At 43.8% G+C, this 23081-nt stretch carries 15 protein-coding genes; 5 read left to right on the top strand and 10 right to left on the bottom strand.

Annotation, left to right across the window (positions count from 1 at the left end; genetic code table 11):
• Positions 1-223 precede the first annotated feature (223 nt).
• The 3 genes from pepA to BAE46_RS10970 all read left to right on the top strand — a co-directional run bounded on the left by pepA (position 224) and on the right by BAE46_RS10970 (position 5151).
• Positions 224-1729, top strand: a complete 1506-nt coding sequence (gene pepA, locus BAE46_RS10960; protein ID WP_006003063.1) for a leucyl aminopeptidase — start codon at positions 224-226, stop codon at positions 1727-1729.
• Positions 1730-1786: 57 nt separating this feature from the next.
• Complete coding sequence (locus BAE46_RS10965) at positions 1787-2293, top strand: DNA polymerase III subunit chi (protein ID WP_006003060.1); 507 nt, start codon at positions 1787-1789, stop codon at positions 2291-2293.
• An 86-nt stretch (positions 2294-2379) separates the two neighbouring features.
• Positions 2380-5151, top strand: coding sequence for a valine--tRNA ligase (locus tag BAE46_RS10970; RefSeq protein WP_006003059.1), 2772 nt, complete (start codon positions 2380-2382; stop codon positions 5149-5151).
• An 8-nt stretch (positions 5152-5159) separates the two neighbouring features.
• Here BAE46_RS10970 and BAE46_RS10975 read toward each other — a convergent pair whose 3' ends face one another.
• Positions 5160-6095, bottom strand: a complete 936-nt coding sequence (locus tag BAE46_RS10975; protein WP_040520036.1) for a LysR family transcriptional regulator — start codon at positions 6093-6095, stop codon at positions 5160-5162.
• Positions 6096-6280: 185 nt separating this feature from the next.
• Here BAE46_RS10975 and BAE46_RS10980 point away from each other — a divergent pair, with 185 nt between their 5' ends.
• Positions 6281-7723 (top strand): NADP-dependent isocitrate dehydrogenase, encoded by a 1443-nt coding sequence (locus tag BAE46_RS10980; RefSeq protein WP_070112815.1) that lies wholly within the window; start codon positions 6281-6283, stop codon positions 7721-7723.
• A gap of 865 nt (positions 7724-8588) precedes the next feature.
• On the opposite strand, the gene BAE46_RS10985 is transcribed toward BAE46_RS10980, so the two are convergent.
• From BAE46_RS10985 to BAE46_RS11005, 5 genes are all read right to left on the bottom strand, one after another.
• Complete coding sequence (locus tag BAE46_RS10985) at positions 8589-9350, bottom strand: MBL fold metallo-hydrolase (protein ID WP_070112818.1); 762 nt, start codon at positions 9348-9350, stop codon at positions 8589-8591.
• Positions 9351-9383: 33 nt separating this feature from the next.
• Positions 9384-9788, bottom strand: coding sequence for a ribonuclease E inhibitor RraB (gene rraB / locus BAE46_RS10990; protein ID WP_006003051.1), 405 nt, complete (start codon positions 9786-9788; stop codon positions 9384-9386).
• 27 nt (positions 9789-9815) lie between these two features.
• Complete coding sequence (locus BAE46_RS10995) at positions 9816-10538, bottom strand: 1-acylglycerol-3-phosphate O-acyltransferase (protein WP_070112820.1); 723 nt, start codon at positions 10536-10538, stop codon at positions 9816-9818.
• 473 nt (positions 10539-11011) lie between these two features.
• Complete coding sequence (locus BAE46_RS11000; protein WP_070112822.1) at positions 11012-11950, bottom strand: D-2-hydroxyacid dehydrogenase; 939 nt, start codon at positions 11948-11950, stop codon at positions 11012-11014.
• 101 nt (positions 11951-12051) lie between these two features.
• On the bottom strand, positions 12052-13347 hold the full coding sequence (locus tag BAE46_RS11005) for a peptidoglycan DD-metalloendopeptidase family protein (protein WP_070112824.1): 1296 nt from the start codon (positions 13345-13347) through the stop codon (positions 12052-12054).
• Between the two features lie 217 nt (positions 13348-13564).
• Between BAE46_RS11005 and tyrS the strand changes: the two genes are divergently transcribed.
• Positions 13565-14764, top strand: a complete 1200-nt coding sequence (gene tyrS / locus BAE46_RS11010) for a tyrosine--tRNA ligase (protein WP_070112826.1) — start codon at positions 13565-13567, stop codon at positions 14762-14764.
• Here tyrS and BAE46_RS11015 read toward each other — a convergent pair.
• The 4 genes from BAE46_RS11015 to gltB all read right to left on the bottom strand — a co-directional run bounded on the left by BAE46_RS11015 (position 14751) and on the right by gltB (position 22552).
• Positions 14751-15656, bottom strand: a complete 906-nt coding sequence (locus BAE46_RS11015) for a helical backbone metal receptor (protein WP_083256865.1) — start codon at positions 15654-15656, stop codon at positions 14751-14753. The two genes, tyrS and BAE46_RS11015, sit on opposite strands and share 14 nt — an antisense overlap.
• Before the next feature lie 11 nt (positions 15657-15667).
• The gene (locus tag BAE46_RS11020; protein WP_070112827.1) at positions 15668-16363 is read right to left on the bottom strand and encodes a 5'-methylthioadenosine/adenosylhomocysteine nucleosidase; all 696 of its coding nucleotides are present in this window, start codon (positions 16361-16363) and stop codon (positions 15668-15670) included.
• Positions 16364-16641: 278 nt separating this feature from the next.
• On the bottom strand, positions 16642-18057 hold the full coding sequence (locus BAE46_RS11025) for an FAD-dependent oxidoreductase (RefSeq protein ID WP_006003036.1): 1416 nt from the start codon (positions 18055-18057) through the stop codon (positions 16642-16644).
• Positions 18058-18088: 31 nt separating this feature from the next.
• Positions 18089-22552, bottom strand: a complete 4464-nt coding sequence (gene gltB / locus BAE46_RS11030) for a glutamate synthase large subunit (RefSeq protein ID WP_070112829.1) — start codon at positions 22550-22552, stop codon at positions 18089-18091.
• Positions 22553-23081: the final 529 nt, after the last annotated feature.

Raw genomic sequence — 23081 nt, forward strand, 5'->3', positions numbered from 1 at the left:
AATCTGGTGTTATTTAAGTAAACTTTGTTTATATAGTAGTTTTGTATGTAACACCGACTATTTTTAGCCAGTTTAACACAAACATTTTTAGCAAGAACAAAAAATTAGACTTTCTTGAGTGAGCACGCTATTTATATTTCGCATAAAAATGCCACTACCGTTTGTTATAAGATGCAGTATAGAAATGTTGCTGGTACAACAATAATAATCCTAAGGGGATAATATGGAATTTGGCGTAAAAAGTGGCAGCCCAGAAAAGCAAAGAAGCGCGTGTGTAGTAGTAGGCGTATTTGAACCAAGAAGGCTTACCACAGCAGCAGAGCAGCTCGATCAAATAAGCGAAGGGTATATTAGTAACCTCATACGCCGCGGCGATTTAGAAGGCAAGGCCGGTCAAATGTTGCTGCTTCATCATGTACCAAACGTATTAAGTGAACGCGTGCTATTAGTTGGCTGCGGCAAAGAACGTGAACTAGACGAACGTCAGTATAAGCAAATAGTAGCTAAAACAATCAAAACACTAAATGAAACGGGTTCTATGGAAGCGGTGAGCTTTTTAACAGAGCTACACGTGAAAGGACGCGACACTTATTGGAAAGTACGCCAAGCAGTTGAGGCAGCTAACGAATCGGTATATAGTTTTTCGCAGTTAAAAACTAAAAAAGGCGAGCCTCGTCGACCTTTGCGTAAAATGATATTCAATGTGTCTACTCGTAAAGATCTGCACCTAGGAGAACGTGCTGTGGTGCATGCTACTGCGGTCAGTAAAGGTGTTAAAGTTGCTAAAGACGTTAGCAACATGCCACCCAATATTTGTAATCCGAAATACTTGAACGAACAATCTGCCGAGCTAGTTAAAAACTACGAGTCATTGTCGCTTAACACCATTGGTGAAGCCGAAATGGAAAAACTGGGTATGCATACTTATCTAGCGGTTGGCCGCGGCTCGCACAACGAGTCGATAATGTCTGTTATTCATCACAAAGGCGGTGCAAAAGGTGAAAAGCCATACGTATTAGTAGGTAAAGGCTTAACTTTTGACAGCGGCGGTATTTCCTTAAAGCCCGGCGAAGCAATGGATGAAATGAAATACGACATGTGCGGCGCATCATCTGTACTGGGCGTGATGCATACCGTGGCCGAACTTAAGCTACCTATCAACATTATTGGTGTGATAGCAGGGTGCGAAAATATGCCTGATGCTAATGCCTATAGACCAGGTGATATACTCACCACAATGTCAGGGCAAACCGTTGAGATTCTCAACACGGACGCCGAAGGTCGTCTTGTATTGTGCGATGCGCTAACGTATGTAGAGCGTTTTGATCCCGAACTAGTCATTGATATTGCGACCTTAACCGGTGCCTGTGTGATCGCGTTGGGTAAACATGCAAGTGCTGTACTAACTCAGCATAACCCGCTTGCGCATGAAATTTTGAATGCATCAGAGCAAAGCGGCGACAGAGCATGGCGATTACCGCTTTGGGAGGAGTACCAAGATCAGATTGACAGCCCGTTTGCTGACATGACGAATTTAGGCGGCAGAGCGGCTGGAGCGATCACCGCCGCTTGTTTCTTAGCGCGATTTACCCGTAAATACACGTGGGCGCACTTAGATATAGCAGGCACTGCATGGTTAAGCGGCGAAAATAAAGGTGCAACGGGCAGACCAGTGCCGATGCTTTCGCAATTTTTGATGAATAAAGCAAATATTGCTACCGACGAATAGGCAATAGGCGCCGGTAGCCTCTGCAAATTCCACATAATAAAAGCGAATCATCTATACATGGCTTTAGTAACCTTTTATGCAATAAGCGAGGCAACCATTAACGCTCATACTCAGACCGATATGCGCGTTAATAGTGCCCAAAATGAGACCGTTAGCGCTGAACTTGCGACTGAATTGGCAATGGCTGCCGATTTACTGAGTGAGTATGTGGTTAGCCGCAAAAAAGTCACCGTGTTGTGCGCTAGTCAAGCTCAAGCCGAATCGTTTGACGACCTCATCTGGCAGTTTCCTGCTAACAAGTTTATTCCTCATAATCTTTATGGGGAAGGCCCCGATATGGGCACGCCTGTAGAAATTATTTGGCACTCTGCTTTTTTGAGTATGTCTAAATTAAGAAATACGGCGGTAGTCATTAACTTATCGCAGCAGTTCATAGAAAATATTAATAACATTAAGCACATTATTGATTTTGTGCCCGTTGACGAAAATGAAAAAGCAAAGGCACGCGAGCGCTATAAGAAATATAAGCAGGCTGGCTGCCAGCTTGAATACAAGAGCGCCTAAATTTTAGAATGCCGTGCTAGCCAATACAAAACAGCTTATTAGTCTTAAGCTTTATTGTCGACTGAACATATTTAAAGAGTACATTGATGGAAAAAACATTTAACCCGCATAAAATAGAGCAAGCCTGTTACCAGCATTGGGAAGAACAAGGTTTATTCACCCCTAGTGGCCAAGGCAAACCTTACTGTATTTTATTGCCGCCTCCCAATGTTACTGGCAATCTACATATGGGCCATGCTTTCCAGCACACTATTATGGATGCTCTTACTCGTTATCATAGAATGAAAGGTGACAACACCTTATGGCAGGTTGGCACCGACCACGCCGGCATAGCTACCCAAATGGTGGTTGAACGCCAACTCAATGCAAATGGTCAAACTCGCCACGATTTAGGCCGCGAAAAGTTTATTGAACGCGTATGGGATTGGAAAGAAGAGTCGGGCGGCAATATAACCCAACAAATGCGCAGGCTTGGCACTTCCCCCGACTGGTCACGCGAAGTATTTACCATGGATGACAGCTTATCCGCGGCGGTCCAAGAAGTTTTTATTACTTTATTTGATGAAGGCCTTATATATCGTGGTAAGCGCTTAGTTAACTGGGACCCAGCCCTATTGACCGCTGTGTCTGACTTAGAAGTCATAAACGAAGAAGAAGACGGCTTCATGTGGCATATGCGCTATCCCTTAAGCGACGGCAGCACTAGCATAGTCGTTGCTACAACCCGTCCCGAAACCATGCTAGGTGATTCTGCCGTGGCCGTTCACCCCGATGATGAGCGCTACGGGGCCTTAATTGGCAAAATGATTACCTTGCCCATCAGCGGCAGGCAAATCCCAATTATTGCCGATGACTACGTAGATCCCGAGTTCGGCACAGGCTGCGTAAAAATTACGCCCGCTCACGACTTCAACGATTACGATATGGGCAAACGCCATGGTTTGGCTATTATCAATATTTTAACCGACGACGCTAAGATTAACGATCAAGCGCCAGCGCAGTACATAGGCTTGGACCGTTTCGATGCCCGCACAAAAATAGTAGAGGCCCTAACTGAACAAGACTTGCTGGTTGACATTAAGCCGCATAAATTAAAGGTGCCGCGGGGCGATCGTTCTGGCGTTATTATTGAACCCTACCTTACCGATCAGTGGTATGTGGCGGTAGAGTCCTTGGCTAAACCCGCTATTGAAGCGGTTGAGTCGGGCGAAATTAAATTTGTACCGGAAAATTGGAATAAAACCTACTACCAGTGGATGAATAATATTCAAGACTGGTGTATTTCGCGTCAGCTGTGGTGGGGACACCGCATACCAGCTTGGTTTGACGAGCAAGGTAAAATTTACGTAGGTAAAAATGAACAAGATGTGCGCGTTAAGCACAAGCTTGATGACTCAGTCAGTTTACGGCAAGACGAAGACGTTCTTGACACGTGGTTTTCCTCAGCTTTATGGCCTTTTGCAACGATGGGGTGGCCAAATAAAACACCAGAGATGGATATTTTTGTGCCTAGCTCGGTGTTGGTGACGGGCTTTGATATTATTTTCTTTTGGGTAGCCAGAATGGTCATGATGACCAAAAAGTTCACGGGCAAAGCACCTTTTAAAGAAATCTATATAACCGGCCTCATACGCGATGAGAACGGTGATAAAATGTCTAAATCAAAGGGCAACGTACTTGACCCTATTGATTTGATAGACGGCATAGAGCTTGAGTCTTTAGTGGCGAAACGTACCAGCGGCTTGATGAATCCCAAAGACGCCAAAAAAATAGAAAAAGCCACACGCAAACAGTTTGCCAACGGTATAGATGCCTATGGCACTGACGCGCTGCGCTTTACTTTCACGTCTATGGCGTCTACGAGTCGCGACATAAATTTTGATATGAGCAGAGTAGAAGGCTATCGCAACTTCTGCAATAAAATTTGGAATGCAACGCGATTTGTTCTGATGAATACCGAAGACTTTGATACTGGCAACACCGGTGGCGAGCTTAAGTTGAGCGTGTTTGACCAATGGATTTGGTCGTCCTTGCAAGACACCGTGCAAAGCGTCGAAACCGCAATTGGGCAGTATCGCTTTGATATTGCTTCGCAGCACTTGTATGAATTCACATGGAATCAGTTTTGTGATTGGTATTTAGAGTTATCTAAATCGGTACTTAACTCAAGCACTACTAGCGAAGCCGAAAAGCGTGGTACGCGCCATACGCTTATTAATGTGTTAGAACATTTAATGCGGGTGTTACACCCTATAATGCCATTTATAACAGATGAAATTTGGCAAAAAATCAAGCCGCTCTCGGTTAACAACACCGAGGTCAACAGCATTATGTCAGACGTGTTCCCGCAGGTTGATCTAGCGCGCAAGAATAAGCAGGCCGAGGCAGACATAGAATGGGTCAAAGCATTTGTGGTGGGCATAAGAAACATTCGCGGAGAAATGGACATCGCGCCGTCTAAAAAGCTGCCAGTGTTGCTAAACAACACCAGCGAAAATGACAAAGTACGCGTAAAGCAAAGCTTTGAGTATTTAACTTTGTTAGCTAAATTAGCCTCCATTGATATTCTAGCACCAGGTGCAACTCCGCCAGCATCCGCCACAGCCCTTGTGGGAGAAATGGAAATTATGATCCCCATGGCCGGTCTTATCGACAAGGACGCTGAATTAGCCAGACTGAGTAAAGCAGCCGACAAGCTAGCAGTCGATATACAACGCACGCAAGGAAAGTTGGGTAATGAAAACTTCGTAAGCAAAGCGCCTGAGGCGGTGATTGATAAGGAAAAAGCGAAACTAGCGGACGCTAAAATGCAGCTCAAGAAAATTCATGAGCAGGTTGAGGCTATACAGGCTCTGTAGTTTTTACTCTATGGCGCGCCAAGATTTACTTGTTCGCTAAGTCCTTGATTTACATGAGCTTGAAAGGCTTTGGCTGCGCTAGAGCTATTTTTACCTTTTGGCAGCACCCAATACCAGCTGTTGGGGATAGGGAAGTCTTCAACTGCTAGTTCAATTAGGTTGCCAGGCGCCATATGATTTAAAGCATGCCGGCTTACTATGGCGATGCCCAACCCGGCCATTACCGATTCTTTTATGGCTTCATTGCTGGCGATGGTAATGGGGTTTTGCATTTTCACATTCTTATTTTTGAAAAACGCCTCAATGGCAAATCGAGTTCCCGAGCCGTTTTCGCGCATAAGCAACCTTTCATAATAGAGTTCATGCCATTTAATATTATGCTTGTCTTTGAGTACATGATCTTGCTTTGCGATCACCACCAGTGGGTTGTGTGTTAAAAATTCAGCCTCAATTTCAAGTTCTCGCGGCGGATTACTAAACACGTATAAATCGTCTAAATTTTGCTTGAGGCGCTGTATTATTTCAGCGCGGTTACCAATTTGAAACTCAGGCTCAATATTCGGATATTGTTCACAAAACTCACCTAACCAATGCGGAATTAAGTATTTCGCGGTGGTAACAACGCTTATACGCAGATGCCCCAGCGACAAACCTGCCCGTTTAGCTAAGCGCGCCTCTAGGTTGTCCATTACCGCAAATAATTTACGCGCAGCATCAAGTACCTCTTGTCCAGTGTCTGTGAGACACATTTTTTTAGATACCAGCTCAAATAACTGACACTCTAGGGATTCGGCCAGCTTGGCAATTTGTGTGGATACTGTTGGCTGAGCCAAATGCAGTGCCTTAGCGGCAAGCGTTACGCTAGCATGATCCGCTACCGCCATGAATATTTCTAATTGGCGAAAGGTGGTTTGTCTTGTATGTAGTCGGCGAGTCCAGTTCATTTATATTTGTTTTTATAGATGTTATGTAGTGTTTAAATAGATTATCGCAAATATATAAAATCATTACAATGCCCGCATTGAGCAATTTACATGTGATTAACAGTACGCGTTCAGTCTCATGGAATTGCGCTATTTATCTAAAAATTTGATTTTCACTAGGTGAATTACCTAAATACGGAGTTATTATGACCCATAAACCTGTTCCTATTACCGTGGCCTACGGCGACGGTATTGGCCCTGAAATTATGCAGGCAACACTAAACGTTCTTGAGGCTGCAGGCGCTAGTATTGCCCCTGAAACGATCGATATTGGCGAGAAAATCTATTTAGGAGGTCAAACAAACGGGATTGAACCAAGCTCATGGGAATCGCTGCGCAGAACCAAAGTATTTTTGAAATCACCTATTACTACGCCTCAAGGCGGTGGCTACAAAAGTTTAAATGTGAGCATGCGCAAAGCTTTAGGCTTATATGCAAATGTACGCCCGTGTATTGCCTACGCGCCTTTTGTTAGCACTAAACACCCTGATATGGATTTGATTATTGTAAGAGAAAATGAGGAGGATTTGTATGCGGGGATCGAGCATCGTCAAACCGAGGAAGTGTTTCAATGTTTAAAGCTAATTACTCGCCCGGGTTGCGAACGTATTGTGCGTTACGCGTTTGAATATGCAAAGCAGCAAAACAGAAAGCGCGTCACTTGCTTTGTGAAAGATAACATTATGAAGCTTACCGATGGCTTGTTTCATCAGATATATACAGAAATTGCCGCGCAATACCCAGACATACAGAGCGACAGTATGATAGTCGACATAGGCGCGGCGAGAGTGGCCGATACGCCTGAAGATTTTGATGTGCTAGTAATGCCTAATTTGTATGGCGATATTATCTCTGACATAGCGGCGCAAATAGCGGGGTCGGTGGGCATGGCGGGTTCTGCTAACATTGGCGATCAATGCGCAATGTTTGAAGCGATTCATGGCTCAGCCCCTGACATAGCAGGGCGTAATATTGCCAACCCGTCAGCGTTACTACACGGCGCTATTCAAATGCTGGTGCATATTGGGCAGAACGGTGTTGCAGAAAAAATACATCATGCATGGCTAGCTACCTTAGAAGAAGGCCTGCATACCGCTGACATTTATCGGCAAGACCTTAGTAAAAAACGAATGGGTACGATTGAATTTGCAGACGCAGTTATTGCTAGGCTAGGTCAATCTCCAAAGTATTTAACGGCGCCGTCCTATGCCAACAGTAAACCCCTTGTATTGCCTGCGGTAAGGCATAAAGAGCCATGTAAAAAAGAATTAGTCGGCATCGATATCTTCTTGCAGTGGCAAGAAGGTGAGCCAAAGCTACTAGGAGATGATTTAAACAGTTATGGCAGCCCCGAGCTTATATTAAAGCTTATTACTAATCGTGGCGTTAAGGTATGGCCCGAAGGTTTTCCCGAAACGTACTGTGTCGATCACTGGCGCTGTCGTTTTATGTCGTCTAACAATCTGCTTAGCTTCAATGAAGTTCTAGCGTTGCAAACCCGCTTGCATAAAGCAGGCTTTGATGTAGTGAAAACTGAGAACCTTTACACCTTCAACAAAGAGCCTGGTTTTGCTGCCGTTCATGGTTAGTTGAGGCAGTAAGCCCTGCTTTCAGTGATGCTACTTAGTCATCTGTTGAATAGCTCCCAAAAGCTCGCATCTAGCGGGCTTTTGCATTTGTTATCGCTTGAGCGTTAAATAGCTAGTTACGTTTATCTTGTTTCCAAGTGCCGCCATACTGGTATGTAGGCCGAGTTTTTATGCTCTTTTGACATTCACTACACATAAACGCCCATGGTTCTTTATGCTGTATCTTTACCCGGTGCAGCACAGGATCTTCTTTAAGACAATTTTTGCAGCGCTTTAGCGGTCGACTTCTTTGTGACTTGCCCATTATGTTAGTTTTCGTGTCAATTCTTTCCTAAATAATACCAAAAATCAGCATGTGTGTGGCGCAAGTTACATGCCATTAATCATCTACGCATATTTGCTATGCAAATTTATTACTTGCATCAGTGGACAATAGTAGATTGGCGCAAACTGAGATAGCAGATGAGCTTTGCCTGCAAACAGTAATTACCAATTATCAAGAGCTTTTATATATTTTAGCCTTGAATTTGCAGTTCTAGATTTTGCAGCCTCTTTGGAACATAAGTATAAATACCAACTTGAGGCTTTGATGTTGGCTTACCTAATAAATTCCACCTGTCTAGTTTGTTAGGGTTTGCATTGTTTCCATTTAGCTATCATGCGCCTCACTCAATAAACTGGGACCAAGTTCACCTGCTGGCTGACAAAGCCTTATATATGTCCAAAGACGCCAGACGCAAGACTTGGACCGGAATAGTAAGCAAGGCAAAGAGCTTTCCTTTAGCACGCTTAATTCCTTAGTGCCGAGCATTGACAAAGCTATTGAAAGTAGTGATGTTTTGATTCTCCAGCACGAGTCACCAGATTAAGATTGCAAACGTGTCTTAAACAGCTTGCTCTTAATCATTTTTTGAATAGCCAGCTTGTTTGTTTTAGGCTTAAGAGGCGCTTTGCTGAGTAAATATGCAAAATCACTGTCCGTTAAACTAAGTTCGCCAACGTGGGCCATCATAACAGAGCGTGTTTGCAAGGCTTGAAGCTTTAACAAAGATTGCTTATATTGCTTGGGTTTATAGACAGGAAAAGGGGGTGACAGTTTACCTTTAACCCTAACAATAAGATCGGCAATGTATATACGTTTCGAAGGCATGTGCATCACAGACAGGTCTCGGTCGGTGTGACCAGGCGTTTCGAAAACCTGCCATTCCTCAAAACCCGGAATGGTTTGCTGGTCGCTAAGCGCAATGTCAGGTCTTAAATGAGGCGGATACCAAATGTTCTTTTTAGGCCTATTCATTTTACCTGCAACCCACAGCGCTAAAGCTATGTCAATAAGGTGCGCGAGTCGACCTTTTAGGCCTGAATACCACTGCGTTTGCTTGTCACAGCTGACAATTTTGCAGCCCGTTTTATGTCTTAAAAAAAGCGCACAACCAGCATGGTCAGGGTGCATGTGAGTGACCACAACAACCTTTAGATCAGACAAGGGCCTTTTTAGAGATCTTTCAAAAAAGTCTGCAAGCGTAGAAAAGTCAGCCTTGGAGCAACCATCAAGCAGCATACATTTGTCAGGGTATTCGACCAAAAATATGTTCTGTATAAACCCTTTTAGGACATGAATTTTCAATATGCTTTACGCTCTTTTTATTTGGCCTAGTGCTTAGATGTCACCATCATACATTTCGTCGTCAAACACATCTTCGTCGTCTATGGCGTCGTCGCCCACGTAATACGTACCCCAACCATCGTAGTGTACTTTGTGTTTTGTGGCAATTAACAACAGTGCATCGATATCTTTATTAAAGGCTGCCAGGTCTAACTTTTTTTCAACGACGGCGTCAAAGCAAAATACTGTGCCGCCGTCGTCTAAAACAAGTTCTTCAGCGTCACCTACTTCAAAGCCTGCTTTAAAAGCATCTACGGCGGCTTTCTCTAGCACATCAAAATCTTTGCTAGCCATATGATGTTCAATGGTGTGTTCTTGTGACAGATCGGTACCGTCTTGTGTTAATGCCTGAATGGTCTCTTCATTGAATTCGTACCACTCTTGCGCTTCATTACTCATTTGACTTTCCTAATTTGATTAATTTACTTATTTACTTAACGATGCTGCTTCTTGGCTTAGCCGTTCAAACGCGTTTTGCATAATAGTCTGAAATTGCTTGGCTGTTTGTTTTGCACTTTTAGAGTGATCAAGCTTAACGGGGTCTAAAGACTCAACAATGACCACGCCGTTATTCCAACGGTTTAACTTTATCTTGCCGTTGTCGAGTTCACTACATACAACGGGGACGATGTCTTTATTTTGCGATAATGCTAGCCTAAAAGCGCCGGTTTTAAACGGCAGTAACCCTTTTCCTCGGCTGCGTGTTCCTTCTGGAAACATCCACACAGAGAGGTTACGCTCGCGCATTTTTTCGCCGGTTAAACTTAAGGTGTCGCGCGCTTTACCAGTGTTTTTCCTATCTATCATTATGTTGCCCGAGAGCCAATAGATTAGGCCGAAAATCGGTACCCACTTTAAACTTTTTTTACCTACCGTGACCACGCCTTTTCTAGCGCCTTGGCTAATAGTGAGTAAATCATAGTTATTTTGATGATTACCTATAAAAACATACGACTGCTGTGTATCAACCTCACTTGAGTCTCTATACACCAAGGTAACGCCAATTAGTTTAGCCATGGTCGAATAGTATTTCCCAGCAACGTGAACGCTGTCGCGATGCATAGGGCGTGCAATAAAATAAATAATTAAGCCTAAATTCATCAAAATAAAATAGATAAATATCACAATAAAACGTACAAAAGCGAGCACTGCGTTTCCTCGAGCATCAATGTACCTTTAATTATACCCGCAAAGATTAAGATAAACACCTTAGCTTTAAATAAACCATCAAATTGGCCAATAAACGGCTATTGAAGTGTAAAAAATGAAGATAATGGTGATATTTATATCTGAAGAATTAGAATATGATATTTTGCACGATCTTAAAGAAGAGATTACTGCCTAAGAGCAGCTTGCTGTAGCCTGTTATATACACGATTTTGGCATGGTCTTTATGCCCGAAGATTTGGTGAAAAAGCAAGACGCGCTAAACTACTGGCGATTATTGATACTTACATAAACCTAAGGTTGGTGGCTAAGCGCAATAAGCCGTAGGGGAGTGAAATTGAGGTTATTATTATCAACAAAGAATACAAGCATTTATTTAGTGCTAAGTGGCTACGCCTATTTAGTAAAGGCATGGCCGATTACCTAAATCAATAGGCTGGCTCAAGGTCTAAGGTTTAATAGCCTAGACTAAAGTCGTGCTGATAGTGCAGTGCTTCACCGGCAATATACTTAAGGGCATTTTTTTCAAATACATCAAACACCTTGTTTGCATCAGATATAGCTGCGGTATGGCAGCTTAGGTAGATATTTGGCGCAGTATAGTATGGATGACTAGATGGCAGTGGCTCTTGTTCGTAAACATCAAGCACTGCGGCCTTAAGTCTACCGGTATTAATTGCCTTAATAATGCTGCTCGGCTTGTCCACCACGCTGCCTCTGCCGGCATTAATAAATACGCTCCCTGGCTTCATCTGCGCAAAAAACGTTTCATCGCACAAGCCTATAGTGGCTGGCGTCTCGGGCAATAGATTACATACAAAATCACAGCTTTCTAGGAACAAACTCAGCTGCTCATAGCGATACATTCTGACATTTTCTACTTGCTTGTCGCTTCTTGAAAGTCCATTCACCTGCATGCCAAATGTCAGCAATCGATTCGCGACTTCCTGACCAATATTGCCCAAACCCATAATCCCAATTTTATATTGTGAGAGCGTTTTGCACGGCAGCTGTAGCCACTGATTATTTGCTTTTACGTGGCTAAAGTCTTCAATGCGGCGGGTAAAATAGAGCAAGTAACTTAATACATATTCAACCATTTGCAGACCAAAAACGCCTTTTACACCGCTTAAGATGTAGTCTTGTTTGCTGAGGGCTTGAAGCTTATTGTTGCCGGCCCAAGTAGACTGGAGCCAGCCTAAATTTAGGCAATCTTTGATATACCTTGAGGCTAAGTCTGGTTCTGATATAATCACATTGGCAAGCGCTAAAGACTTTTTGCTAGGTACTTGTGATGCGCCAAGTAAAGTAAAGTGTTCATGAAGCACTTTGCTGCACTCAAATCGGTCTTCGTATAGTTCCCAATCACGACTTATAATCACTACGTTTTTCATACGGGCCTGCTGCGGTGTTATAAAAGGTTAATTAAGCATTCATCGAAAGTACAGGTAACGAGATGGCTTTGCGTGCCGATAATATTGGTTCACAGCAGTTATTAATTCATCGCTAAGAGTATACGCTTGTGGTTATCGAGCAAGCTTACTTTTTGACTAGCAATTTCCAAAAACTTGGCCTTGTGCGCAGCCTTGATAGGCTCAGCCTTAGGTAAACTCACTGTTTTTGGATTTCTGTGTACGCCGTCCACTAAAAACTCATAGTGTAGATGTGCACCTGTAACCATCCCTGTAGCGCCTAAATAGCCAATAACGTCACCTTGTTTGACCGTTTGTCCTAGCTTAACTGCGCGCTTAGTAAAATGTAAGTACTTAGTTTGATAGCGTTCGCCGTGCTGTAAAAAAACATGATGACCATTAAAACGATCGTACTGCGAGCGAATGACCTTACCATCTCCAGCGGCCAAGACGGGGGTGCCTATCTTTGCGACATAATCAACACCTCGATGAGGCTTATAGCGTTTTTGAACAGGGTGAAAGCGTTTCGGATTGAAGTTAGAACTGACGTATTTAAAATTAATTGGCGCGCGTAAAAAGCTTTTACGCATGCTAGTCCCTTGTGGCGTGTAATATTGATTGTCGGTATATCTTATGGCAGTAAAAGTCTCGCCTTGGTTTATAAATTCAGCGGCTGCAATATTGCCGGTGCCAATAAGTTCACCGTCAATATACAGGGCTTCATAGGCAACATTGAAGCTGTCACCGGCTCTAATTTCTTGCGCAAAATCGATATCCCAGCCAAAAATACCAGCTAGCTCCATAATTTGCAGATCGCTAAGGCCGGCTTCAACACCGGCGTTCCAAAAACTACTTTTTATAGAGCCCTGGGAGAAACTCAGCACGGACTCGATTTCTTTCGTTTCGATAGTCGTTTCAAAATCGTTGTCTTTTGCGTTTACGAGTAAGGTGTCGATATTTGACAATGGAAACTTCAAACCAAGTAAGTGATTCGCTTCGTTTATACGAAAATAAAGTAAGTCACCAGGTTTGAGGCGCGTAAGTTTTTCTGCCAACTCTCCTGCGCGGCTCACTTTATGGGTTGTCTGCGGACTTAAGGAAAACCGATTAAAAATTTGCGCCAGAGTATCCCCCGATTTTACCTTATAAGAAATATAATCGGTAGTATCGGTGTCGCCAGTATCATTAATGCCTTCAAAGGCAAAGTTTGGTATAGCAACAGGATATTCGATCCCAAGTTCAAGGGTAACCTTGGGTGCACTGCCAGAGGCAGCTACTTCTTCGGCTGGCCAGAATAAAATAACAAGCAGCAAAATCACTAAGCTTAATATGCCCAATCGGTGCGCTTTTGGAAGATGTTTTATTGTATTGTGGATCATACACTCGTAAAATGCTTTAAAATAGAAAACAAGAATATACCGCTTTTAGCCAGTATTCCAGTGAAAAGGTTCAAATTAGTCATCTAGTATAGACTAATAGTTAACATTTGTAGCTAATCTTATTTACACGCAGCTAAACTTGTGTAGCACATCTACACTTCATAACAAGCCCTTTTTGTAGGGTTTTGCTTATTTAAAATTGATTATAGGAAGTAAAATGGCAAGTTGGGAATCGGCATTCGCAGAGATAAAACGTGGTTCAGATGAAATTCTGATAGAAGGCGAACTCATTGAGCGCTTAAAAACGGGTAGGGTACTCAAAATTAAAGCGGGCTTTGACCCAACCGCCCCAGATTTGCACTTGGGTCATACCGTGTTAATTAATAAACTACGCACTTTTCAGCAGTTGGGCCACGAGGTTATTTTCCTTATAGGTGACTTCACCGGGCTTATTGGCGACCCAACGGGTAAAAATGTGACGCGCAAACCTTTAACAGAAGCGCAGGTGCTTGAAAACGCGAAAACCTATCAAGAACAAGTATTTAAAATACTCGACCCCGCTAAAACTACTATCGCATTTAATAGTGAATGGATGAATAAACTTGGCGCTGCTGGCATGATAAAATTAGCCGCTAGCCAAACAGTTGCCAGAATGCTTGAGCGTGATGATTTTAAAAAGCGTTATGCTAATGGACAAGCCATTGCGATCCATGAATTTCTTTATCCCTTGGTGCAAGGTTGGGACTCGGTCGCTCTTAAGGCCGATGTAGAGCTGGGCGGCACTGACCAACGGTTTAACCTGCTGATGGGGCGTGAACTACAAAAATCGCAGGGACAGGCGCAGCAAACCGTATTAATGATGCCGCTGCTGGAGGGCTTAGATGGCGTGCAAAAAATGTCCAAATCACTGCACAACTATATCGGTATAACTGATGCGCCAAACGATATGTTTGGTAAAATTATGTCTATTAGTGATGATTTAATGTGGCGCTATTATGATTTACTGAGTTTTAGGCCTATTGACGATGTTATAGCATTAAAGGCTTCAGTTCAGGCAGGCAAAAACCCGCGCGACGTAAAAATAGAGCTTGCTCAAGAGATTATTGCGCGTTTTCATAGTGAAGGTGCGGCTGAGGCTGCGCTGCAAGATTTTATTCAACGTTTTCAAAAAAATGCTATTCCAGATGACATGCCCGAACTAAGTATAAATTTGCCTGATGAAGGTCTTGTCATTGGCAACTTGTTGAAAAAAGCAAGCTTGGTTGATTCAACGTCAGACGCAATGCGCATGATAAAACAGGGTGCAGTTAAAATAGACGGCCACAAAGTGACCGACACCCGTTTGTTGTTAAGTCACAAGGGTGAGTTTGTTTATCAAGTGGGTAAGCGTAAATTTGCGCGTATTACTTTAGTGTAGGTTCAGCGTAGACTCTTTCGCACAACTGCGTCATCTCAGCAATGGCGCGCGGTGTGAACCTGTGCAGAGCGTCTGGGTTAGCGCGCGTAATAACGTTCGTTAAAACAGCCTTATGCGCGTCCCAAAACTGTGCAAGCTGAAGTTTATTAGCCTTGCTTGCTGCTATTAACATATTGGGTTGGCGACGAATAATATCTGAGAGCTGTAGCTGCGGATAGGCACTAGGGCTATTGGCGTAAACGTTAGTAATGCCGCATAAACCCAGTAAACTGTTTAACCACTTATCGTTGCCAAGACCTACTAAGGGTTGGGTGCTTAAGTAATACACAACGTTTATAGACGCGTTTGTATATTGCACTGCCATCGCGTTTATCGAGTTTGTGAGCTGCTGTATTAACGTCTGCGCCGCTTGCTCTTCAAAGATATACACGCCAATGCCTGCTATATCATCTAATAAGTTCTCAACAGAATCGATGTTTGATTCATAGACAGATATATTAAGCGCTTTTAACTTCTCAATGTCGGCATCTTTGTTTCCACCCCTCCATACTAGCACGTGAGAAGGCTGTAAGCGGACAATCTCGGCAATATTAGCGCCTTGATAACTTGCGACTGATTTCAGGTCAGACGCCGCTGCTGGAAAATCACTGTAGTCACTTACTGCCACTAGATGTTCACCTTTGCCAAGTGCAAACACCATTTCTGTTAGATGAGGGCTTAAGGTAATAATACGCAGTGGTTTGTTTGCTGCCTCAGAATCGATTTGCGCAAATGTGGGCGAAGGCAATAGAATATTTAAGACCAAACAGCACGCTATACTAAACGAGAGTCGCAAGGTGTAGTAGAAAGACTGAATTACAATAGAAAAAATCATCATTTTACTAAACAGCATAAATAAGCTTATTAATGACAGTTTTTAACGATATCTAGCACCAACGTTGCAGAGTTTGTTGCCGCCGTTTCTAAATATTCATCAAACGATACGGTAGATGTCTTCCCGGCAATATCTGACAGGCTTCGAATGACCACAAAAGGGGTCTGCATTAAATGGCACACTTGCGCAATTGCCGCGCCTTCCATTTCAACGGCCGCCATGGTGGGAAAATTAGTTTTGATACTGCCGGCGGCTTCATCACTGCCGACAAAGCTATCGCCGCTGCACACCAGTCCCGTTTTTACCTGTATATTCGGTAGCATTGCTAGTGCGTTTTGTGCCAAGTTAACTAAGTGCGAATCGCTTTCGTAAAACGCTGGCATTCGTGGCACTTGGCCTAAAGCATAGCCAAAATGTGTCACGTCCACGTCATGATGTAATAATGATGTGGCAATCACAACGTCGCCAATATTAAGCTTCGGATCAAACCCGCCTGCAGAGCCCGTATTAATGACAGCATCGGGTTCAAAGGCGTGGATCAACAATGCGGCGGCTGCCGCTGACGCCACCTTGCCAATACCACATTGGACCAAATATACTGAGTTGTCGCCTATGCTGCCTGTAAAGACACTTAAATAAGCAACTTGCTGTGTTTTACAGTGATTTATTTGCGCCTTCAATAAAGTAATTTCTTGTTCCATCGCGCCAATAATGACAATTTTCATAACGAAGCCTTTAGTAAATACATCGGGTATTTTCAAAAGGCTTAGTGTAAGGCATTACGTCCTAGGCCGCTACATTGCGTGGAGCATTTAACGGCCTAGCTAGGTATTATGGCCGTTTTTCCCTATTCCGTAGACTAGATCAATAGCCATCACAGGCGTCATGTCGCTTTTATTGCACAATATAAATTTTCCTGTAAGCGTCATAAACAGAAAAAAGCCCACGCAAGGTGGGCTTAAGTGGGTGACTTTTTTATACCTGTACTGATGCTGCCAAATCCCTATACGCCCAAATAATCCAATATTCCTTCCGCGGCGCGGCGTCCTTCATCAATTGCGGTTACCACCAAGTCAGAGCCTCTGACCATATCACCACCGGAGAATATCTTTGGGTTACTGGTTTGAAAAGCAAAGTGTCCCTGAGAAGGGGCTCTTACCCGCCCTATCTCGTCTAGCATAATGCCAAACTCACCGAACCAAGGTGCAGGACTGGGTTGGAAACCAAATGCAATAATGACCGCGTCTGCTTCTAATATGAACGCTGAATTAGGTATTTCTACAGGGCTGCGTCTTCCAGCAGCGTCGGGTGCGCCCATCTCTGTGCGTACCATTCTTACGCCAACTGTGTTGCCTGCTTCATCAATAGCAATACCAACAGGCTTGTGGTTAAATTTAAACACAACGCCTTCTTCGCGCGCATTGACGACTTCGCGGCGCGAACCGGGCATGCTTTGCTCATCGCGACGATAAGCGCAGGTTACCTGCGCCGCTGATTGGCGAATAGAGGTACGAACACAATCCATTGTGGTATCTCCACCGCCAAGTACGACGACTTTTTTGCCTTTCATGTCTATGTAGTCATCAGGGGATTTTTCTAAGCCCATTACGCGATTGGCTGTTGCGACTAAAAAGGGCAGAGCTTTATGTACGCCCGAAGCATCTTCATGCGCGAAACCGCCTTGCATCGCTTTGTAGGTACCCATGCCTAAAAATACTGAATCGTATTCATCTATTAAGGTTTGAAAAGCAATATCTTTACCAATGTCAGTGTTGAGTCTGAATTCAATGCCCATGTCGGTAAATATTTGACGACGAAGGGTAATCACTTCTTTTTCTAACTTAAAAGAGGGGATGCCAAAGGTAAGCAAACCACCTATTTCTTCGTACTTGTCAAACACGACAGGTTTTACGCCGTTGCGGATTAATACGTCGGCGCAGGCTAAACCCGCCGGTCCAGCGCCAATAATGGCCACTTTTTTATCTGTCCACACAACTTGCGACATGTCAGGACGCCAGCCCATTTTAAACGCGGTATCGGTAATATATTTCTCAATACTGCCAATGGTGACTGCGCCAAAATCGTCATTTAAGGTACAGGCGCCCTCACACAGCCGGTCTTGCGGGCAAACTCGCCCGCACACCTCAGGTAGACTGTTAGTTTTATGGGATAGCTCAGCCGCCTCTATTATTTTGCCTTCATTGGCCAAGTCTAACCATTGTGGAATGAAGTTATGCACGGGGCATTTCCATTCGCAGTAAGGGATACCACAGTCTAAGCATCGGTCTGCTTGACCCGCTACCTGCGCAGGCATCATTGGGTGGTAAATCTCCCCAAATTCTTCTTTACGCACAATAATAGGTTTCTTGGGCGCATCGATCCGCCCAACGTCTACAAATTGATATACATTCTTTGCCATGTGCTAATGCTCTCCTAAGGTAATACGCATCTTATTGAGCCTGCACGCGCAGTTCTGCGGTTGAGCGACTGATGTGACCTAATAAATTTTTAACGTCACTGGTTTTTGGTTTCACCAATTGAAATTTCGCTACCTCATCAGCAAAGTTTGTGAGTAAGTTAAATGAATTTACACTGCCGGTGGCGTTATAATGAGAATTAATTAAGCCGCGTAAGTGCTCAGATAAAATTACTTTATCTGAGATAGACAGTACGTCCACCAAGTCGTGGTTAATGCGGCGATCAATATCGCCTAATTCGTCATACAAATACGCAAATCCACCTGTCATACCTGCGCCAAAGTTAAGGCCTATGCTGCCTAAGATAGCCACTATGCCACCGGTCATGTATTCACAGGCGTTGTCGCCCGCGCCTTCAATAACGGCAATAGCGCCAGAGTTTCTAACGGCGAAACGTTCTCCTGCACGTCCCGCTGCATATAATTTACCACCGGTGGCACCGTACAGGCAGGTGTTGCCCATGATAGCGCTACTGTGAATGTCAAAACTTACATTTGGCAAGGGGCGAATTACTAGACGGCCGCCTGCCATGCCTTTGCCTACATAGTCGTTAGCATCGCCTATAAGCGTCATTTCAAGGCCACCTGCGTTCCATACCCCAAAACTTTGTCCAACAGTGCCGGTTAAGGTTATTTTTATCGGCGAGTCAGTCATGCCTAAATTGCCGTAGCGCTGAGCGATAAGCCCGCTTAAGGTAGCACCCACAGAGCGATCGGTATTACGCACTTTGTAGGACAATGATTTGGGTTTTTTAGCCACTACTGCGCCCTCGCAGTCAGTCACTATGCGTTGATTCAACTCACCTTTATCAATGGGATCGTTGGTTACCTCAGAGCAAAACAGCTGAGTATGAGAACCCGCGGATGGTTTTTCAAGCAAAGGCGATAAGTCGAGTTTACTTTGTTTGGCGGTTTGGCCTTCAAGTAACTCTAGCAAATCGGTGCGGCCTACCAAATCTTGAAAATGTCGAACGCCAATACTGGCCATAATTTCTCTGACTTCTTGCGCTATGAAGATAAAGTAGTTCATGACCATTTCGGGCAAACCAATGAAGTAATTTTCACGCAGCCCAGCGTCTTGTGTCGCTACCCCTGTTGCGCAGTTGTTTAAGTGACATAGGCGTAAATATTTACAGCCAAGAGCTACCATGGGCCCAGTGCCAAAGCCAAAACTTTCAGCGCCCAGCATGCCGGCTTTTACCACATCAAGTCCAGTTTTCAGACCGCCGTCGGTCTGCAGACGTACTTTGTGGCGCAAACCATTTTCCACCAGTGCCTGCTGAGTTTCTGCAAGGCCCAACTCAAATGGACTACCGGCATATTTAACCGATGATAATGGACTTGCGCCTGTGCCGCCATCGTAACCAGATATCGTGATTAAATCGGCATACGCTTTAGCTACACCGGTGGCAATGGTGCCTACGCCGGGTTCAGACACCAATTTAACCGATATTAAGGCGCTTGGATTAATTTGTTTTAAATCGAAAATAAGCTGCGCTAAATCTTCAATTGAATAAATATCATGGTGGGGTGGCGGTGATATGAGGGTAACCCCCGGCACGGAATAGCGCAATTCAGCAATATATTCATTGACCTTACCACCGGGTAGCTGACCGCCCTCGCCAGGTTTGGCGCCTTGGGCAACTTTAATCTGAATAACGTTAGCGTTCATCAAATAATGTGGCGTTACCCCAAAACGGCCTGAAGCAACCTGCTTAATCTTAGAGTTTTTCTCGGTATTGAAGCGTTTTGGATCTTCGCCACCCTCGCCAGAATTTGACTGCCCACCTAAGCGATTCATTGCAATGGCTAACGCTTCATGTGCTTCTGGGCTTAACGAGCCCATAGACATTGCTGCAGTATCAAAGCGCGGAAATAATTGTTCGTTTGGCTCTACTTCACTAATATCTATAGCGGTGCCGGCTCTAATACCCAATAAATCGCGTAAATGACTAGGATTGCGATCATTCACTAGGCTAGAAAAAACCTTATAATCTTCATACTTACCGCTCTTCACGGCGGTTTGTAGTGATTTAACAACGTCAGGGTTGTAGGCGTGAAATTCGCCGCCGTGAACATATTTCAACAAGCCACCATGCGACATGCTCTTGCGCGCTAACCATGCAATTCTAGATACGTTAATTAAGTCTTGTTCAAAATCTTCAAATCCTGCACCTTGGATCCGACTTGGCACGCCAAGGAAACACAAATCTACTACCGCTTTGTTAATGCCGACCGCTTCAAAAAGTTTCGAGGAGCGGTAGCTGGCGATGGTACTTATGCCCATTTTAGACATGATTTTATACAAGCCCTTGTTAATCCCTTTACGATAGTTTTTAAGGGCATCTAAAGGTGTCATATCTAAATCATTTTTTTCTACCATTTGTTCTATTGTTTCATAAGCAAGATAGGGATAAATGGCGGTTGCGCCCAAACCAATTAAGACCGCAAAATGGTGTGGATCACGCGCCGATCCTGTTTCTACAACAATATTAGCGTCGCAGCGTAACTGTTCATTTATTAAGCGCCTTTGAACTGCGCCCACCGCCATAGCAGCAGGAATAGGCAAGGTGTCTTTAGCTATTTTGCGATCGGATAAAATTACAAAGGCTGCGTTTCTATTTCTAACGGCGTCCACTACTTCGTCACACAGGCGTCTAATGGCTTTTTCTAGGCCTTCTTCAGTTTTGTAATTAATATTAATTGTTTCGTTGTAATAATATTCTTTGTCAAAGTTGCGTAACTGTTTTAAATCGGTGTAGACCAACACCGGCGATTCAAACAAGACCCTATGTGCATGGCCGCTGGTTTCATTAAATACGTTTTGTTCGCGGCCAATGCAGGTGGCCAACGACATTACGTGATTTTCACGCAGTGAATCGATAGGCGGATTAGTGACTTGCGCAAACTGCTGCCTAAAGTAATCATATAATGTGCGATGTTTCGATGACATAACCGCCATGGGCGTATCGTCGCCCATTGAGCCTGTGGCTTCCTGGCCGTCTTTTGCTAATACTTTTATTACTTGGTTTATTTCTTCATAGCTATAGTTAAAAAGCTTATGCAAGGTCGACATTTCATAGTCATCGTAAGCACGTTTGCCAATTAAACTGGCATCGCAACCTTCAAGGGGTATTAGCTTTGATATATGTGATTCTAGCCATTGAGCATAGGGGTGCTGCGATTTTAACTCGTCATCAATTTCATTTGAACGCCAAATTTTACCCGTCTGGGTGTCAACTGCCAACATTTCGCCGGGGCCTACGCGGCCTTTTTCAATCACATCATGTTCGCTGTAGTCCCAAATACCCACTTCAGAGGCAAGCGTGATAAAGCCATTTTTGGTGATGACGTAGCGTGCCGGGCGTAAGCCGTTTCTATCAAGGTTACAGGCGACATGGCGTCCGTCAGTTAGCACAATACCCGCGGGGCCATCCCAGGGTTCCATGTGCATAGAATTAAACTCATAGAACGCGCGTAAGTCTGGATCCATGGTTTTGTTATTTTGATATGCTGGCGGTACTAATAAACGCATAGCCCTAAATAAATCCATGCCCCCAGCTAAAAATAGCTCTAACATGTTGTCTAGTGAGCTGCTGTCAGAGCCTTTTAAATTGACAAAAGGCGCCGCTTGCATAAGGTCAGGAATAAGCGGGGTGGCAAACTTACTTGTTCTAGCATACGCCCAGTCTCGGTTACCCTTAATAGTATTTATTTCACCGTTGTGCGCAAGGTATCTAAACGGTTGTGCTAGTGGCCATTGCGGTAAGGTATTCGTTGAAAATCGCTGGTGAAATACACATATGGCTGATTTTAGCTCGGTGTTTGCCAAATCTAAGTAGAATCTAGGCAAATCTTTAGGCATAACTAAGCCTTTATAGATGGTTACCGATGTGGATAAACTCGCGACATAAAAATTTCCGTCATCGGCAATTCGCTTTTCTGTGCGTCTGCGCGCCATATATAAACGACGCTCAACATCAGCTACCGACCAGCCACTAGGGGCATTTATGAAAACTTGTTCAATCTGAGGAACGCCTGTTTTGGCTAAATCGCCCAGTACGCTGTGGTTAACGGGTACTAGGCGCCAGCCAAGTACACTTAGCATTTCTTTTTCTAATTCTTCTGTGAGAATTAACCGTGATGTCTGCGCTTTTATCGGATCTTGCGATAAAAAAACCATGCCTACCGAATAGTTTTTATTTAAAGTCCAGCAGTGGTCACTGGCGACTTTTCTAAAAAATGAATCGGGTTTTTGTAATAGTAAACCACAGCCATCGCCTGTTTTACCATCGGCAGCCACACCGCCTCGGTGCTGCATACGAGCAAGGCCTTCAATGGCAGTGGCGACTAATACATGACTAGCCTTACCTTGTGTGTGCGCAATTAAGCCAAATCCACAGTTGTCTTTTGAATCAGACGAATGATACAAACCCATACATTACTCCTTCGCGCGCCGCAATAATTGGCCACGCTGGTTGTGCCCTACTTTTTAATGAAACCCAGTCAACCTAGTAATGGTTCGGACCATATTTTGAATTTTTTAAGCCGATTTTTTATTGTACTTGTTCGACATCGTTAGCGTTTGAGGATACTGTTGTATACCGAATTTTTATTCATTTCGCTAAGCAGGAGCCTGAACTTACCTATTTACGCGCTATAAATCAATTACCTTGCATCATATTATTAATAATCAATATGTAAACTTAAGCTAAATTGTTGTTTTAAAATAATAAATAATTATTTGGATGATTCTGCACTAAGGTCGTTTTTTGACAAGTAAGGTAAATGAAGTGTAAATTTTAGTTGAATTTGCAACTTTAATTCAACTTAAGGTGAAGAGAAATACATCTTTAGCGCATAAATATGTTTTATAAGCGTAATCTTAAGTAAAGTGAGACGTGCACTAAAAACAGACGTTTAGTTATTCGACTATTCCCCACTTCAATTTCTTGGTAGCATGCCAG

The organism is Glaciecola punicea (assembly GCF_001756615.1).
Taxonomy (GTDB): domain Bacteria; phylum Pseudomonadota; class Gammaproteobacteria; order Enterobacterales; family Alteromonadaceae; genus Glaciecola; species Glaciecola punicea.